At 60.3% G+C, this 16,058-nt stretch carries 14 protein-coding genes; 7 read left to right on the top strand and 7 right to left on the bottom strand.

What is annotated here, in order from left to right:
* Positions 1 to 83: 83 nt before the first annotated feature.
* Together ALO80_RS15265 and ALO80_RS15260 are read right to left on the bottom strand one after the other, a co-directional pair.
* Positions 84 to 1,157, bottom strand: a complete 1,074-nt coding sequence (locus tag ALO80_RS15265) for an AI-2E family transporter (protein ID WP_054986325.1) — start codon at positions 1,155 to 1,157, stop codon at positions 84 to 86.
* Positions 1,158 to 1,196: 39 nt separating this feature from the next.
* The gene (locus ALO80_RS15260) at positions 1,197 to 2,297 is read right to left on the bottom strand and encodes a DUF2066 domain-containing protein (RefSeq protein ID WP_055009593.1); all 1,101 of its coding nucleotides are present in this window, start codon (positions 2,295 to 2,297) and stop codon (positions 1,197 to 1,199) included.
* Positions 2,298 to 2,639: 342 nt separating this feature from the next.
* Between ALO80_RS15260 and purM the strand changes: the two genes are divergently transcribed.
* The 4 genes from purM to ALO80_RS15240 all read left to right on the top strand — a co-directional run bounded on the left by purM (position 2,640) and on the right by ALO80_RS15240 (position 5,750).
* Positions 2,640 to 3,698 (top strand): phosphoribosylformylglycinamidine cyclo-ligase, encoded by a 1,059-nt coding sequence (gene purM, locus ALO80_RS15255; protein WP_055009592.1) that lies wholly within the window; start codon positions 2,640 to 2,642, stop codon positions 3,696 to 3,698.
* Positions 3,698 to 4,348, top strand: coding sequence for a phosphoribosylglycinamide formyltransferase (purN, locus tag ALO80_RS15250; protein ID WP_055009591.1), 651 nt, complete (start codon positions 3,698 to 3,700; stop codon positions 4,346 to 4,348). The genes purM and purN overlap by 1 nt, the downstream gene beginning before the upstream one ends.
* A gap of 8 nt (positions 4,349 to 4,356) precedes the next feature.
* A complete protein-coding gene (locus ALO80_RS15245) occupies positions 4,357 to 5,070 on the top strand; it encodes a DUF3108 domain-containing protein (protein ID WP_054986318.1) in 714 nt (237 codons plus the stop codon).
* A gap of 500 nt (positions 5,071 to 5,570) precedes the next feature.
* Positions 5,571 to 5,750: a hypothetical protein gene (locus ALO80_RS15240; protein WP_002554613.1), complete on the top strand. Its 180-nt coding sequence runs from the start codon at positions 5,571 to 5,573 to the stop codon at positions 5,748 to 5,750.
* 82 nt (positions 5,751 to 5,832) lie between these two features.
* Here ALO80_RS15240 and ALO80_RS15235 read toward each other — a convergent pair whose 3' ends face one another.
* From ALO80_RS15235 to cysM, 5 genes are all read right to left on the bottom strand, one after another.
* Positions 5,833 to 6,372, bottom strand: a complete 540-nt coding sequence (locus ALO80_RS15235) for a DUF2058 domain-containing protein (RefSeq protein ID WP_054986317.1) — start codon at positions 6,370 to 6,372, stop codon at positions 5,833 to 5,835.
* A gap of 30 nt (positions 6,373 to 6,402) precedes the next feature.
* The gene (mazG, locus tag ALO80_RS15230) at positions 6,403 to 7,236 is read right to left on the bottom strand and encodes a nucleoside triphosphate pyrophosphohydrolase (RefSeq protein ID WP_055009590.1); all 834 of its coding nucleotides are present in this window, start codon (positions 7,234 to 7,236) and stop codon (positions 6,403 to 6,405) included.
* Positions 7,237 to 7,263: 27 nt separating this feature from the next.
* Positions 7,264 to 9,507, bottom strand: coding sequence for a GTP diphosphokinase (gene relA / locus ALO80_RS15225; protein ID WP_004657204.1), 2,244 nt, complete (start codon positions 9,505 to 9,507; stop codon positions 7,264 to 7,266).
* 156 nt (positions 9,508 to 9,663) lie between these two features.
* Positions 9,664 to 11,019, bottom strand: coding sequence for a 23S rRNA (uracil(1939)-C(5))-methyltransferase RlmD (gene rlmD / locus ALO80_RS15220; RefSeq protein ID WP_055009589.1), 1,356 nt, complete (start codon positions 11,017 to 11,019; stop codon positions 9,664 to 9,666).
* A complete protein-coding gene (cysM, locus tag ALO80_RS15215) occupies positions 11,019 to 11,921 on the bottom strand; it encodes a cysteine synthase CysM (protein ID WP_055009588.1) in 903 nt (300 codons plus the stop codon). The genes rlmD and cysM overlap by 1 nt, the downstream gene beginning before the upstream one ends.
* Positions 11,922 to 12,174: 253 nt before the next feature.
* Here cysM and ALO80_RS15210 point away from each other — a divergent pair, with 253 nt between their 5' ends.
* The 3 genes from ALO80_RS15210 (at position 12,175) to ALO80_RS15200 (ending at position 15,999) form a co-directional block, all read left to right on the top strand.
* Positions 12,175 to 14,928 (top strand): response regulator, encoded by a 2,754-nt coding sequence (locus ALO80_RS15210; protein WP_055009587.1) that lies wholly within the window; start codon positions 12,175 to 12,177, stop codon positions 14,926 to 14,928.
* A 229-nt stretch (positions 14,929 to 15,157) separates the two neighbouring features.
* A complete protein-coding gene (locus ALO80_RS15205; RefSeq protein ID WP_055006454.1) occupies positions 15,158 to 15,595 on the top strand; it encodes a hypothetical protein in 438 nt (145 codons plus the stop codon).
* Positions 15,592 to 15,999: an META domain-containing protein gene (locus tag ALO80_RS15200; RefSeq protein ID WP_054986310.1), complete on the top strand. Its 408-nt coding sequence runs from the start codon at positions 15,592 to 15,594 to the stop codon at positions 15,997 to 15,999. The genes ALO80_RS15205 and ALO80_RS15200 overlap by 4 nt, the downstream gene beginning before the upstream one ends.
* Positions 16,000 to 16,058 lie beyond the last annotated feature (59 nt).

Raw genomic sequence — 16,058 nt, 5'->3', positions numbered from 1 at the left:
CGGGTCGGGCAGGACCGATTGACGGGATGCATGCATTGCCTGTCCGGGCCTCTCGCCGGTGAGCGAGGAAGCCCGGATTACCCTTACAGCTCGGGATCGTCCGCGCCTGCGTAGATTTCCGAGTCTTTGTAAACATCATGCATATGGCGCACCAGCACCATGATCACTGCGGCAACCGGCAGTGCCAGCAGAATCCCGGTAAACCCGAACAGTTCACCGCCCGCCAGAATCGCAAAGATCACCGCCACCGGGTGCAGACCGATACGATCCCCTACCAGCAATGGCGTCAGCACCATCCCTTCAAGGGCCTGACCGATCATGAATACAGCAACGATACCCATCATCGGGTACAGGTCGCCGCCAAACTGGAACAGACCGGCTACCAACGCCGAACCAATACCGATCACAAAGCCCATATAAGGAACGATGGCTGCCAGACCGGCAATCACCCCGATCAACAGACCCAGCTCCAGTCCGACCAGCATCAGGCCGGCTGCGTAGATCACGCCGAGGCCGACCATGACCAGTAGCTGTCCACGTATGAACGCGCCCAGCACCTCGTGGCACTCGCCCGCCAGCTTGACGATTTGACCTTCACGCTGACGCGGCAGCAGACCACGGATCTTGCCGGTCATGATGTCCCAGTCACGCAGCAGGTAGAAGCACACCACCGGGATCAGCACCAGATTGGTCAGCCAGCCGATCAGCGCCAGACTGGAGGCCGTAGCCTGAGACAGCACGACGGAAACTATATCCCCGGCCTGGCCCATATGCTCGGAAATGGCAGCCTTGATCTTGTCGAACTTCCAGAACCCGTCTGCCAGACCGAACTTGGCCTGTACCCACGGCAGCGCCGAGTGTTGCAGCCAGTCGAGGATCTGCGGGGCCAGCTCGTAAAGACGGAACAGTTGCTTTGCCAGCATTGGCACCAGCACCAGCAGCAACGCCATGAGCACCAGTGTGAATAGCCCGAAAACGGCCACCACGCTCAAGGTTCTGGACAGGCCGGCGCGTTCCAGGCGATCCACCAGCGGATCGCCCATATAAGCCAGCAGCAATGCCACCAGGAAGGGGGTGAGGATCGTGTGCAGCAGCACCACGAAAGCGACCAGCAAGGCCAGGCCGCCGATCCAGAACCAACGCCGCGTATCAGTCATCAACATCCCTCAACCCAATGGAAAAGCGTTTTTGCCGGATTACCAGCGGAAATAAAGCTGTGGCGCAGACGCCGGGACAATCATCGGGGCAGGTGCGGGTGCGGGCACAGGAGCAGCACCTGCAGCAGGCGCAACCGGAGCCGCAGCATCGACAGGTGCGGCGGGCGGTGTCGCAGCAACTGCTTCACTTGCAGGCACTTCCTGCAATTTGGCCAGCGACAGTTGCGAGCGCAGTTGCTCGGTGCTGCCACTGACTTCAAACACCACTTTATCGCCGTCGACAGAGCTCAGACGCACGCCGAACGGATCAAGTAACTGAAGCAGTTGTGCATAACGCTCGAGCGTCATGCCTTGGACCTGCACCAGCAGACCGGTGGAGGCACCGGGCTTGGCGACGAAACGCGGCGCCAGACGCTGACTCACCGACAGCAGCACCGCATCAGCCAGCGCCTCCGGGGTAACGCCGGTCGCCGTGCCCTGCTCACGCTGATCGCCCAGCCACAAGCGCCACTTGCCCTGCCACTGACCAGCGTCTTCCTTGGCGTGCACGGCCAGTATCGCGTCGGCACCGTAGCGCTCGGAAGCCTCCTTGAGCGGCGCAGGATCAGTGCCCTCCAGCGTTTTCGCGTTACCGATACCCTGTTCACTCAAATCAGCCAGTGGCAGACGCAACGGCAGGCCGCGGTGCTGGGCAGCACGCCGCAACGGCTCGGCCGCCGCCTGCCCGTCACCGACCAGATTCGAGCCTTCGACCGAGTCATTCAGCCACCAGCCGAGAATCGACGGTCGATTACTGCCCCAGATCGACAAACCGGCATCGCGCAGGGCACGGTCGGTGGTGGCCGGATCGAAGTCCACCAGCAGGGTCTCCGGTGGGCCGGCCTCGTAGCCGTACTGGCTGATGATCTGCTGCGGATCCTTGCGCAGCGCGGCGATGGCCGAACCCTGCGCAGCTTTGGCGTCGCCGGTCAGACGCAGCACCAGGGTGTCGACGGCGGCCTGCGTGGCCCGCGTGCGCTCATCGGGCGACTGGCCATTGACCGGTTCACGAACCTGATAAAGGTTGCTGACCGTTTCAGCGAGGCTGGGGAGGCTGATCAAGGACAGACAGCCGGCTAGAATAATTCTGGAAAAACGCATGGACAGTTCCCGAACGGAAAAAAGTAAAAAAGAAGCTGTTTCAGGAGGTGTGCAAGTCTGGGACAGCCTTGAGCCACCAATCATTCAATTTGCGCATAAAGTACACCTTAAACGTCTGCACTCGCACTGACAGCTGACGCCACATCAGGTTTATTTGGTGCAACACCGCCCTGTTGTCGGCGCAAGGATGGCCCCTGGGGAGCAAGCCTGATAAAATCGCGCGCCTTCGCAGACCGGCAATCGCCACGGCCCAACATTACCACCGCATGACAGCGCGGTGCTGAACGGGTCCCAACGCAGCGGTCGATACCTCCGAATCCCCCCTAAAGGCCTGGATTTTTTATGAGCAAGCAACCCTCCCTGAGCTATAAAGACGCCGGTGTAGACATCGACGCCGGTGAAGCATTGGTCGAACGCATCAAGAGCGTCGCCAAGCGCACCAAGCGTCCGGAAGTCATGGGCGGCCTGGGAGGCTTCGGCGCCCTCTGCGAAATCCCGGCTGGCTACAAGCAGCCAGTGCTGGTGTCCGGCACAGACGGCGTGGGCACCAAGCTGCGTCTGGCGCTGAACCTGAACAAGCACGACACCATCGGCATCGATCTGGTCGCCATGTGCGTCAATGACCTGGTGGTCTGCGGCGCAGAGCCGCTGTTCTTCCTCGACTACTACGCCACCGGCAAGCTGAACGTCGACACTGCCGCTCAGGTGGTGACCGGTATTGGCGCTGGCTGCGAATTGGCCGGCTGCTCGCTGGTAGGCGGCGAAACCGCTGAAATGCCGGGTATGTACGAAGGCGAAGACTACGACCTGGCAGGCTTTTGCGTCGGCGTCGTGGAAAAGGCCGAAATCATCGACGGCTCGAAAGTCGCTGCCGGTGACGCGCTGCTCGCCCTGCCCTCGTCCGGCCCGCACTCCAACGGTTATTCGCTGATCCGCAAGATCATCGAAGTAGCCGGTGCCGATATCGAAAACATCCAGCTGGACGGCAAACCGCTGACCGAACTGCTGATGGCGCCAACCCGCATCTACGTCAAGCCGTTGCTCAAGCTGATCAAGGAAACCGGCGCAGTCAAAGCCATGGCGCACATCACCGGTGGCGGCCTGCTCGACAACATCCCGCGCGTTCTGCCGGAAGGCGCTCAGGCGGTGGTCGATGTCGCCAGCTGGCAGCGTCCGGCCGTGTTTGACTGGCTGCAGCAGCAAGGCAACGTCGCCGAAAACGAAATGCACCGCGTACTGAACTGCGGCGTGGGCATGGTCATCTGCGTTGCTCAGGAACACGTCGAAGCCGCCTTGACGGTTCTGCGCGAAGCTGGCGAGCAGCCATGGGTGATCGGCCAGATCGCTGACGCTGCCGAAGGTGCGGCACAGGTCGAGCTGAAAAACCTCAAGGCGCATTGATGCCGGCCATCTGCGATGTCGTGGTGCTGCTGTCCGGCACCGGCGGCAACCTGCAAGCGATGATCGACAGTTTCAAGGACGGGGCCAGCCCCGTCCGCATCCGCGCAGTGATTTCCAACCGTGCGGATGCGTTCGGCCTGCAACGCGCCAAAGACGCTGGCATCGACACCTGCGTGCTGGATCACACCGCGTATGAAGGCCGTGAGGCCTTCGATGCAGCGCTGATCGAACTGATCGACACATTCCAGCCACAGTTGGTGGTACTGGCCGGATTCATGCGCATCCTCAGCGCAGGGTTCGTCCGCCACTATCATGGCCGCCTGCTGAACATTCACCCTTCCCTGCTGCCGCGATACAAAGGTCTGCACACGCACAAGCGTGCGCTGGAAGCCGGCGACACCGAGCATGGTTGCAGCGTGCATTTTGTCACCGAGGAACTCGATGGCGGGCCGCTGGTCGTACAGGCAGTTATTTCGGTACAGTTGCACGACACGCCAGCAGCGCTCGCGCAACGGGTTCATGTTCAAGAGCACCGTATTTACCCACTGGCCATTCGCTGGTTTGCCGAAGGCCGATTGAGCCTTGGCGAACAAGGTGCGTTACTGGATAGCCAGCTACTCCCGGCCAGCGGCCATCTGATTCGACATTAGGAGATATTATGCGTCGCGCTCTGCTCTTCGCTTTCGCTCTGCTCGCATTGCCTGCGGTACAGGCTGCAGACCTTCAACCTTTCTCCGCCAGCTACACCGCCGACTGGAAGCAGCTGCCGATGAGCGGTACTGCCGAACGCAGCCTGGAAGCCGGGGCCAATGGCACCTGGACACTGAGTTTCAAGGCATCGATGATGATCGCCAGCCTGACCGAAGTCAGCACATTGAAAGTCGACAAGGACACGTTGTTACCACAGACCTACAGCTTCGAGCGCAGCGGTCTGGGCAAGTCCAAGAAGGTTGATCTGGCGTTCGACTGGAATACCAAATTCGTTACCGGCACCGACCGTGGCGATGCGATCAAGCTGCCGCTCAACCGTGGCATCCTCGACAAGTCCACGTATCAGCTGGCGTTGCAACATGACATCGCCGACGGCAAGAAGAGCATGAGCTATCAGGTGGTCGACGGTGATGAAGTAGACACCTACGACTTCCGCGTGCTGGGTTCGGAAAAAGTCACCACCAAGACCGGCCAGGTCGATGCAATCAAGGTCGAGCGCGTGCGTGATCCGACGCAAAGCAAGCGCACTACCGTGCTGTGGTTCGCCAAAGACTGGGATTACCTGTTGGTGCGCTTGCAACAGGTCGAAACCGACGGCAAGGAATACAACATCGTCTTGCTCGACGGCACCGTCAACGGCAAGGCCGTCAAAGGCAGCTGATTGCCCTGACCCATCGCCACACAGAGCTCCGCTTTTCAGCGGGGCTTTTTATTGGCCACGAGGATCGAGGACGCAGAGCTTCGCACGATGGTTGGGCTGATTATCGTTCCTACGCTCCAGCGTGGGAATGCAGTTCTCGACGCTCCGCGTCACAAAGAGGACGCAGGTGCGTCCGGAACGGCATGCGACGCAGAGCGTCGCACGATGGTTGGGTGGGTTATCGTTCCTACGCTCCAGCGTGGGAATGCCTTTCCTGACGCTCTGCGTCATGGTTCTGCGCCACGCCGAAGCACATGAAAAATCCTTCACTTTGCCGCTGTTACTCTGCAGGCCTCGCCATGCAAGGGCTGTAGGCAAACGGTCATTTTTTGATCACGGATGAACCTGAACAGCCTATTTACTTAGGGAGCTAACAAATTCTATAAAAGAGTCCTGCGACACATCGCCGCAGTATCCAGAGGCCTAACCATCAAGGCCATCAAAGTCAGGAGCTTACTACTATGACTGTCAGAGTTACTGAACGCGACGACGCCCACCTCTCTCACGAAGCCGTGGCCGACGGCATCCAGATCTGGGACGTGCATCAACAGGATCAACTGGTGGGCATGTTCCACGTAGAGTCCGATGCCCTTCGCTACAAGGAAGAGCTGGAAGCGCTGGAAAGCCAGGGTAACCACTGAGCAACGCTTCCGAGCCGGAAGCACCAGCCCCATAAACGACAAAACCCGCTGAATGCGGGTTTTGTCATGACGGGTCAGCCGTTTACCACATCAAATCATCGGGCACCTGATACGCCGCATACGGATCATCGGCATCCGGGGCTTCGGTCGGGGTGTTGAGCAACACGATACGGCGCGGGTCGCGCTCCTGGATCTTCAGCGCAGCTTCGCGCGGAATGATCTCGTAACCACCGCCGTGGTGAACGATAGCCAGTGAACCGCTGCTGAGCTTGTTACGCACCAGCGCATTGACCGAGATCCGCTTGACCTTCTTGTCGTCAACGAAGTTGTAGTAATCCTCGGTGATCAGCTTGGGCAGGCGCGACACTTCGATCAGTTGCTTGACCTGAGCCGTGCGCGCCTTCTGCTCGACCTTCTCTTGCTGCTGACGATTGAGTTCCTGGTCACGTCTGGCCTTTTCGGCCATGGCTTCCTGAGCTGCACGCTTTTGCGAGTCGTCGGCCTGAGCCTGCCCCTTGTGCACGAGACGCTGCTCTTTCTGCTTTTCTTTGCCGACCTGCTTGGCCTGCTTTTGGTTGACCAGACCTGCCTTGAGCAACTGATCGCGAAGGGAAAGGCTCATTGTCTACTCACTTATACCGTTACCGCACACTCAGCCACAGCCGGGCGTGCTTTTTTCCTGACGTTTGGCTTCACCCCACAACGCGTCCATTTCTTCGAGCGAGCACTCTTCGATAGGACGCTGGATGTGGCGCAATGCCTGTTCAATGAATCGGAAGCGTCTGTCGAACTTGCTATTAGCCGAGCGTAGCGCAGTTTCCGGGTCAACTTTAAGGTGCCGGGCCAGGTTCACGACGCTGAACAGCAGATCGCCGACTTCCTCGGCAATGCCCGCGGCGTCATTGTCGACCATGGCTTCGAGAATTTCATCGAGTTCTTCACGCACCTTGTCGACCACCGGCAGCGCCGCAGGCCAGTCGAAACCCACCTGAGAGGCACGTTTCTGCAGTTTGGCTGCGCGGCTCAACGCAGGCAAGGCCACCGGCACGTCATCGAGCAACGACAACTGTTCGGGCGCGCCAGACTTTTCGGCACGTTCCTCGGCCTTGATCTCGTCCCAGCGCCGGTTAACCTGCTCATCGGTCAGGCGCGGCGTCTCTGCTGGCGCGTACAGCTCACCGGTCGGAAACACGTGGGGATGGCGACGCAGCAACTTGCGGGTAATGCCGTCGACCACAGCGTCGAATTCAAACCGGCCTTCTTCCTTGGCCAGTTGCGCGTAAAAAACCACCTGAAACAGCAGATCACCCAGCTCGCCCTTCAGGTGGTCAAGATCGCCCTGCTCGATGGCATCGGCCACTTCGTAGGCCTCTTCCAGCGTATGCGGCACGATGCTGGCGTACGTCTGTTTCAGATCCCATGGACAGCCGGATTGCGGATCACGCAGACGGCTCATGAGGTTCAGCAGGTCTTGAACTGTATACATGGGGCTCCCTGTGAGCGCAGGCAACGCTTATGGCGTCCTGTTCCTGCGCGTTTCAATGATGTTCGGCAACTGGGAAATACGCCCCAGCAACCGCCCCAGCGCGTCCAGACCCGGAATCTCGATGGTCAGCGACATGAGCGCGGTGTTGTCCTCTTTGTTCGAGCGGGTATTGACCGCCAGCACGTTGATCCGCTCGTTGAGCAGCACCTGAGTCACGTCACGCAGCAGGCCGGAACGGTCGTAGGCGCGGATAATGATGTCCACCGGATAAGTGAGCACCGGCACCGGCCCCCAACTGACCTGAATGATCCGCTCGGGCTCACGACCGCCCAATTGCAGCACTGAAGCGCAATCCTGACGGTGGATGCTGACGCCACGGCCTTGAGTGATGTAACCGACAATCGCATCGCCCGGCAGCGGCTGGCAGCAGCCGGCCATTTGTGTCATCAGGTTGCCAACGCCCTGAATCTGGATATCGCCACGCTTGCCGGGCTTGTAACCGGTGGCCTTGCGCGGAATCAACTCCAGCTGTTCGTTGACGCGATCAGGCTCAACCTGCTGCTGAGCCAGGTTGACCAGTTGCGCCAGACGCAGATCACCCGCACCCAGAGCTGCAAACATGTCGTCGGCAGTCTTGTGATTGGCTTTGTCCGCCAGTTTGTCGAAATCAACCTGTGGCAGCGCAAGGCGCGCCAGTTCACGCTCGATCAGGGTTTTGCCAGCGGCGACGTTCTGGTCGCGGGCCTGCAACTTGAACCAGTGAACGATCTTGGCCCGCGCGCGGGACGTGGTGATATAGCCCAGGTTCGAGTTCAACCAGTCGCGGCTCGGCGTGCCGTGCTTGCTGGTGATGATTTCGACCTGCTCGCCGGTCTGCAGACTGTAGTTGAGCGGTACGATCCGACCGTTGATTTTCGCGCCACGGCAGTTATGGCCGATCTCGGTGTGCACCCGATAGGCGAAATCGAGGGGTGTCGCGCCTTTCGGCAGGTCAATGGCATGGCCGTCAGGGGTGAATACGTAGACACGGTCCGGCTCGATATCGACCCGTAACTGATCGGCCAGCCCGCCGATATCACCCAGCTCTTCGTGCCATTCGAGCACCTGACGCAGCCAGGAAATTTTCTCTTCGTAATGATTGGAGCCGGACTTGACGTCGGTGCCTTTGTAGCGCCAGTGCGCGCAAACGCCCAGTTCGGCTTCTTCGTGCATGGCATGGGTGCGGATCTGTACTTCCAGCACCTTGCCTTCAGGCCCGATGACCGCAGTGTGCAGCGAGCGATAGCCGTTTTCCTTGGGGTTGGCGATGTAGTCGTCGAACTCCTTGGGAATATGCCGCCACAAGGTGTGCACGATGCCCAGGGCGGTGTAGCAGTCGCGCATTTCCGGGACCAGCACACGCAACGCACGCACATCATAGATCTGGCTGAACGCCAGCCCCTTGCGCTGCATTTTGCGCCAGATGGAATAGATATGCTTGGCACGGCCGCTGATATCAGCCGTCACACCGGTCGCTTGCAGCTCGTTGTCGAGCTGGGACATGACGTCGCTGATGAAGCGCTCGCGGTCCAGCCTGCGCTCATGCAACAGCTTGGCGATCTGCTTGTACTGATCAGGCTCCAGGTAGCGGAAAGACAGGTCTTCCAGCTCCCATTTGATGTGGCCGATGCCCAGACGGTGAGCCAGCGGCGCATAGATATCGAAGACTTCCCGGGCCACCCGGTTGCGTTTTTCGTCGTCGGCGTTTTTTACCGCCCGAATCGCACACGTGCGCTCGGCCAGCTTGATCAGCGCAACCCGAACGTCGTCGACCATCGCCACCAGCATCTTGCGCAGGTTTTCGACCTGCGCCTGACTGCCCAGCACCAATGACTGACGAGGGCTGAGGCTGGCGCTGATCGCCGCCATGCGCAGTACGCCGTCGATCAGCTTGGCGACCGTCGCGCCGAAACGCTGCTCGACTTCAGGTAAGGGGATAACGCCTTCACGCACGCCACGGTAAATAACCGCCGCAACCAGCGAGTCCTGATCCAGCTTGAGGTCAGCGAGGATCTCCGCGATTTCCAGACCGGTCTGGAAACTGGAGGTGCCCTCTGCCCAATGATTCTTGTGGGCCTTGTCGTTCTGCTCGGCTTGCCGGGCAAATTCACAGGCCTGTTTCATGACTTCCCGGTCCAGGACCAGGTCGACGCTGACAATATGATCGAGCCACGCGTCGAGATTGATACTGCCGTCTGTGTTTATCGGCTGGTTCGCTCTCACCTGTACCATGCTGCTTACCTTCCCTACGGCGCGATGAATAGCGCCATCAGTCGCCAGCCTTCTGAGCGAATGCCACTTGCCGGGCAAGCAAGGACCGGCATTCGCGGGCCAGTCGGATTAAATGAGATTCCTTGTCAGCAACGACCTCGTTCCAGTGAACGCCGCTCACTTACTCATTTCAAATAAAGCCATCGCCTCGACATGCGCCGTCTGAGGAAACATATCGAGAATTCCGGCACGTTTTAATCGGTAGCCCTGACTGATCAGTTCGACCGCGTCACGAGCCAAAGTTGCCGGGTTGCATGAAACATAAAGCAGTCGCCGGGCACCTGTTTTTCTGATCTGGCGAACCACTTCAAAGGCCCCGTCACGCGGCGGGTCCAAGAGTACCGCAGAAAACCCTTCCGCTGCCCAGTCGGCATGTGTCAGCGGCTGGGAAAGGTCCGCCTGAAAAAACTGCACATTGTGCAAATCATTACTCATTGCGTTGACGGCTGCACGCTCGACCATGGTCGCAACGCCTTCGACCGCCACCACTTCCTTCACCAGACCGGCCAGCGGCAAGGCAAAATTGCCCAGACCGCAGAACAGATCCATCACCCGTTCATCTTTCGCAGGTGCCAGCCATTGCAGGGCCTGCTCGATCATCGCGGTATTGACCGCCGCGTTGACCTGAATGAAATCTCCCGGTCGCCACGCCAGTTGCAGGTTCCACGGCTCCAGCCGGTAACCCAGCGTATCGCCCGCGCTGACCGGTTGGGGCTCGCCGTCGCCATGCAGCCAGAGCTGCGCACCGTGCGTCGAGCAGAACGCCCGCAGGCTGGCCAGGTCGGCATCGGCGAGCGGCGCGGTATGGCGCAGCAACAGGGCGGCCGAAGAACCACTGAACAGCTCGACGTGACCCAGCACCTGCGGTTTGCTGAAGCTTTTCAGCATGCCAGGCAACTGGCTCATGATCGGTTGCAAGGCCTGTACCAGCACCGGACATTCTTCGATGTTGACGATGTCCTGGCTGGCGGCCGCGCGGAAGCCCACGTCCAGCCTTTTGGCCTTGGAATCCCAGCGCACCGCGACCCGCGCGCGTCGACGATAGGCCAGTTCGGACCCGCTCAACGGCGCGGCCCATTCATCCGGCACCACGTTCGCCACGCGCAGCAACTGCTCGGCGAGCATGCGCTGTTTCAGGGCAAGCTGCTCTTCATGGGGCACGTGTTGAACACTGCAGCCACCGCAGCGACCGAAATAATCACAGGCCGGCGCGCGGCGCATGTCGCTGGCGGCAAAGACCCGCTCGGTACGGGCCTCGACAATCTTGCCACGTGCATTGAGCACCCGGGCCTCGACCTCCTCGCCTGCGAGGCTCCCGGCGACAAACCAGGTCTTGCCGTCGAGAAAGGCAATACCGCGGCCGTCGTCGGACAGTCGCTCAATGCTCAGCCGCTGTTTTTTACCGACAGGAATCTGCGCGGTCTTGACGCCGCCCGTGGGCTGAAAGCGCAGACCTCGTTCATGCCTGGCCATCAGTTGGGCGAATCGTAGATACCGGTCGACAGGTAACGGTCGCCTCGGTCACAGATGATCGCCACAATCACGGCGTTTTCGACTTCGCGGGAAATACGCAATGCTCCAGCGACTGAGCCTCCCGACGAAACGCCACAGAAGATGCCCTCTTCGCGTGCCAGTCGGCGCATGGTGTCTTCGGCTTCGGTCTGGCCCATGTCGATGATGCGGTCGACGCGGTCCGACTGGTAAATCTTCGGCAGGTATTCGTGCGGCCAGCGGCGAATACCCGGGATCGAAGCGCCCTCCATCGGTTGCAGACCGACGATCTGCACCTCGGGATTCTGCTCCTTGAGGTAGCGTGAAGTGCCCATGATGGTGCCGGTAGTGCCCATCGAGCTGACGAAATGAGTAATGGTACCCGCCGTCTGCCGCCAGATTTCCGGACCGGTGGACGTGTAATGCGCCTCGGGGTTGTCACCATTGGCGAACTGATCGAGCACCTTGCCGCGGCCCTCGGCCTGCATGCGCTCGGCCAGATCACGAGCACCTTCCATGCCTTCGTCCTTGCTGACCGAAATCAGCTCGGCGCCATAGGCGGTCATCGCCGCCTTGCGCTCGGCACTGGAGTTGTCCGGCATGATCAGGATCATGCGGTAGCCTTTGATCGCGGCAGCCATGGCCAGTGCGATGCCGGTATTGCCGGAGGTGGCTTCGATCAGCGTGTCGCCCGGATGAATCTGGCCGCGCAACTCGGCACGGGTGATCATCGACAATGCCGGGCGGTCTTTTACCGAGCCAGCGGGGTTGTTACCTTCAAGCTTCAACAAGAGGGTATTGCTGGTGTTACCCGCCATGCGTTGCAGACGCACCAGCGGGGTGTTGCCGACGCAATCGGCAATGGTTTGATACTGCAGGGTCATGGCGTCTTCGCAATCCAGACTGCGGGGGGTGCCTATCATAACGGCAAACGCCCAAAGCCCATATCACGCAAAGTGCGCTGTTTATTCCCAAAAAGAATAAGCATAGGTATTTCCAACCCCGACAGCTGGCCGTTGAGCACAGAGTTATATGCCCACCCCCCGGTAAATGGCTAAACTCAGCCCCTTGTGCCGATACCGCCGGGCAGCCGATGCCTGATATCGACGGACTGATACGTGTTGCCGGAGAAAAAGCGTGCTGACCAAGCTGGGTATAAAAGGCCGTGTGCTGCTACTGACAATCCTGCCCGCCAGCCTGATGGCTGCGATGCTCGGTGGTTATTTCACCTGGATGCAGTTGAGCGAGCTGCAAAGTCAGTTACTGCAACGTGGCGAAATGATCGCTCAGGATCTTGCTCCATTGGCAGCCAACGCACTGGGGCGCAAGGACAAGGTGCTGCTGAGTCGCATCGCGACCCAGACTCTGGAACAAAGCGACGTGCGCGCCGTGTCGTTTCTCGATGTCGATCGCACGCCACTGGCCCACGCCGGGCCGACCATGATCAGTCCGTCACCGATCGGCAGCGGCTCGCAGTTGCTCAGTTCGACCGGGACCGACGCCACGCGCTACCTGCTGCCGGTATTCGGCAATCAACGCCACCTGACCAGCCCGATCATTCCAGCCGAAGCCGATACGCTGCTGGGCTGGGTCGAGCTGGAAATATCCCATAACGGCACGCTGCTGCGCGGCTATCGAAGCCTGTTTGCCAGCCTGCTGCTGATCCTCGCCGGACTGGCGTGCACCGCCACCCTTGCCGTACGCATGAGCCGTACCATCAACGGGCCAATGAGCCAGATCAAGCAGGCTGTGTCGCAGCTCAAGGACGGCAATCTCGAAACCCGCCTGCCGCCGCTGGGCAGCCGGGAGCTGGACGAATTGGCGTCGGGCATCAACCGCATGGCAGCCACCTTGCAGAACGCGCAGGAAGAACTGCAACTGAGCATCGATCAGGCGACCGAGGACGTCCGGCAGAACCTGGAAACCATTGAAATCCAGAACATCGAGCTGGATCTGGCACGCAAGGAAGCCCTTGAAGCAAGCCGCATCAAATCCGAATTCCTCGCCAACATGAGCCATGAAATCCGTACGCCGCTGAATGGCATTCTGGGGTTCACCCATTTGTTGCAAAAAAGCGAGCTGACGCCGCGTCAGTTCGATTATCTGGGCACTATCGAGAAGTCCGCCGACAACCTGTTGAGCATCATCAACGAAATTCTCGACTTCTCGAAGATCGAGGCCGGCAAGCTGGTGCTCGATAACATCCCGTTCAACCTGCGCGATCTGCTCCAGGACACCTTGACCATCCTCGCCCCGGCGGCGCATGCCAAGCAGCTCGAACTGGTCAGTCTGGTGTACCGCGACACGCCACTGGCGCTCTCCGGCGACCCGCTGCGCCTGCGGCAGATCCTGACCAATCTGGTCAGCAACGCCATCAAATTCACCCGTGAAGGCACCATTGTCGCCCGCGCCATGCTCGAGGACGAAACCGAAGAGCACGCGCAACTGCGCATCAGCGTGCAGGACACCGGGATCGGGCTGTCCAGTCAGGACGTGCGGGCGCTGTTCCAGGCGTTCAGTCAGGCCGACAACTCGCTCTCGCGCCAGCCGGGCGGTACCGGGCTGGGGCTGGTGATTTCCAAGCGTCTGATCGAACAGATGGGCGGCGAAATCGGTGTCGACAGCACACCGGGCGAAGGGTCGGAATTCTGGATCAGCCTGAAACTGCCCAAGGCCCGTGAAGACAAGGAAGAATCGCTCAATATTCCGCTGGAAGGGCTGCGTGCCGCGGTGCTTGAACATCATGACCTGGCGCGTCAGGCGCTGGAGCACCAACTGGAAGACTGCGGCCTGCACACCATCGTCTTCAACAACCTCGAAAACCTGCTCAACGGGGTGACGGCGGCTCACGAAACTCCGGCAGCCATCGATCTGGCGGTGCTCGGCGTGACCGCACTGGAAATATCCCCGGAACGGCTACGCCAGCACATCTGGGACCTGGAAAACCTCAACTGCAAGGTCATGGTGCTGTGCCCGACCACCGAGCACGCGCTGTTCCAGTTGGCCGTTCACGATGTCTATACCCAGCTACAGGCCAAGCCTGCCTGTACCCGCAAGCTGCAAAAAGCCTTGTCCGAACTGATCGCGCCGCGAGCGATCCGCGCCGACATCGGCCCGCCACTGTCGAGCCGTGCGCCGCGGGTACTGTGCGTGGACGACAACCCGGCCAATCTGTTGCTGGTGCAGACCCTGCTTGAGGACATGGGCGCAGAAGTCGTGGCTGTCGAGGGCGGCTATGCGGCGGTCAATGCCGTGCAGCAGGAGGCGTTCGATCTAGTGTTGATGGATGTGCAGATGCCCGGCATGGACGGACGCCAGGCTACCGAAGCGATTCGCGCCTGGGAGGCCGAGCGCAATCAAAGCTCGCTGCCGATCGTGGCGCTGACGGCCCACGCGATGGCCAATGAAAAACGCTCGCTGCTGCAAAGCGGCATGGACGGCTACCTGACCAAGCCGATCAGCGAACGGCAACTGGCGCAAGTGGTTCTCAAGTGGACGGGGCTGGCGCTGCGCAACCCGGCACCGGAACGCCAGAATGAAGCGCTTGAAGTGCATGTCGGGCCGTTGGTGCTGGACCCTGAAGAAGGGCTGCGCCTGGCCGCAGGCAAGCCGGATCTTGCCGCCGACATGCTGGCCATGCTGCTGGCCTCGCTGGACGCCGACCGCGAGGCTATCCGTGTGGCGCGAGCCAGTCAGGATGTACAGGCGCTGATCGAACGCATTCATCGTCTGCACGGCGCAACGCGTTACTGCGGTGTCCCGCAGTTGCGCACCGCCTGCCAGCGCGCCGAGACCCTGCTCAAGCAGAACGCTGCGCACACCGAGGACGCTCTGGACGATCTGGACAAGGCCATCATTCGTCTGGAAGCCGAGGCGCGGGTGACGGCGTGACGGATCACCTCTCACGCTCAGGACTGACACCTGTCGTTCCTCACGCGCCAGCGCCCTGCACTACACACACGTCCCGGGATGTCCGCAGCGCAGAAATGCTGCTCTGACCACTCGGCGTCCGATTCTTAGGTCATGGTGTGACGCGCAGCATTGCCACCACAGTCATAGCCTCACGCCAGGAAACGATCGGCGCGGAGCGTGATAGGATGCGCGCAATTTTGGAGGACCCATGGTCGAACACGATTTTCGCTACAGCATGCTCAACCCGCAGCACACATTGACCGAATGCCGGACCTTGGCCCCCGGTCGCTATCAGGTCACCGGCAACGGCGGCTCGATTCATGACAGTGACCAGCTGCTGGTGACCATCAAGGGCAGCAAAAGCCTGCACATGCGCCTGACAGTCGAGAAAGTCCGGCACCTGATCAACCCGCCCGGCCAGTGGATCGCAGTGGCCAAGGGCCCGGTATTCGACGAGCTGGCGATTCATCAGTGGAAAGTGAATTGCGACAGCTGCGCCGCCGAACTGAACTTCGAATTCATGGTAGAGAGCAAGCTGGGCGTCAAGGCGCAGAAACCCGCGGCCATTGCGCGCATCGCGGAACTGGGCTGGAAAACCGAAGGCGAGAAGCACTTGTGCAAGAAGTGCCAGGAGCAAGCGGCATGAAACAGTTTGCGCTCCTGAGCCTGATCGGCGGCGCGCTGCTGGCCGGTTGTACCGCTGACCCGCTGCCGATCCGCCAGGACCACAGCTACGTAATGGAATGGATCGGCGAACGTCCGCTGATCGACAACAGTCACCTGACCATGACCCTGGGTGCCGATGGCCGAGCGTATGGCAATGCAGGCTGCAACCACTGGTTCGCGCCTTATACGCTGAACGACCACAGTATCAGCTTCGGCCCGGTGGGCAAGACCCGCAAGATGTGCGCCCCCGCGCTGATGGAGCAAGAGCAGCGCTTTATCAAAGCCATCAGCAGTGTGCAACGCTGGGACATTTCGCCCATCGAGCAACTGCGCTTGTGGCCTGCTCAGGGTAAGCCGCTGCGTTTCTGGCTGGAAGATAGCTGACGCTTGCGATTTTGAGATGTCAGTTAGATGACTATCGTTCCGACGCTCCGCGTCGGAAT

Source organism: Pseudomonas caricapapayae, from assembly GCF_001400735.1.
GTDB classification, from domain to species: Bacteria; Pseudomonadota; Gammaproteobacteria; order Pseudomonadales; family Pseudomonadaceae; genus Aquipseudomonas; species Aquipseudomonas caricapapayae.
Note: the sequence above shows the minus strand (reverse complement) of the source record. Positions and strands in the feature narration are given on the sequence as shown.

What these genes read in the sequence shown, in the direction of transcription:
- ALO80_RS15240 (WP_002554613.1), top strand. Translation starts at nt 5,571, where the DNA reads ATGACTGTCAGAGTTACTGAACGCGACGACGCCCACCTCTCTCACGAA.
- relA (WP_004657204.1), bottom strand. Translation starts at nt 9,507, where the DNA reads ATGGTACAGGTGAGAGCGAACCAGCCGATAAACACAGACGGCAGTATC.
- purN (WP_055009591.1), top strand. Translation starts at nt 3,698, where the DNA reads ATGCCGGCCATCTGCGATGTCGTGGTGCTGCTGTCCGGCACCGGCGGC.
- ALO80_RS15205 (WP_055006454.1), top strand. Translation starts at nt 15,158, where the DNA reads ATGGTCGAACACGATTTTCGCTACAGCATGCTCAACCCGCAGCACACA.
- ALO80_RS15245 (WP_054986318.1), top strand. Translation starts at nt 4,357, where the DNA reads ATGCGTCGCGCTCTGCTCTTCGCTTTCGCTCTGCTCGCATTGCCTGCG.
- rlmD (WP_055009589.1), bottom strand. Translation starts at nt 11,019, where the DNA reads ATGGCCAGGCATGAACGAGGTCTGCGCTTTCAGCCCACGGGCGGCGTC.
- ALO80_RS15260 (WP_055009593.1), bottom strand. Translation starts at nt 2,297, where the DNA reads ATGCGTTTTTCCAGAATTATTCTAGCCGGCTGTCTGTCCTTGATCAGC.
- mazG (WP_055009590.1), bottom strand. Translation starts at nt 7,236, where the DNA reads ATGTATACAGTTCAAGACCTGCTGAACCTCATGAGCCGTCTGCGTGAT.
- ALO80_RS15265 (WP_054986325.1), bottom strand. Translation starts at nt 1,157, where the DNA reads ATGACTGATACGCGGCGTTGGTTCTGGATCGGCGGCCTGGCCTTGCTG.
- purM (WP_055009592.1), top strand. Translation starts at nt 2,640, where the DNA reads ATGAGCAAGCAACCCTCCCTGAGCTATAAAGACGCCGGTGTAGACATC.
- ALO80_RS15235 (WP_054986317.1), bottom strand. Translation starts at nt 6,372, where the DNA reads ATGAGCCTTTCCCTTCGCGATCAGTTGCTCAAGGCAGGTCTGGTCAAC.
- cysM (WP_055009588.1), bottom strand. Translation starts at nt 11,921, where the DNA reads ATGACCCTGCAGTATCAAACCATTGCCGATTGCGTCGGCAACACCCCG.
- ALO80_RS15200 (WP_054986310.1), top strand. Translation starts at nt 15,592, where the DNA reads ATGAAACAGTTTGCGCTCCTGAGCCTGATCGGCGGCGCGCTGCTGGCC.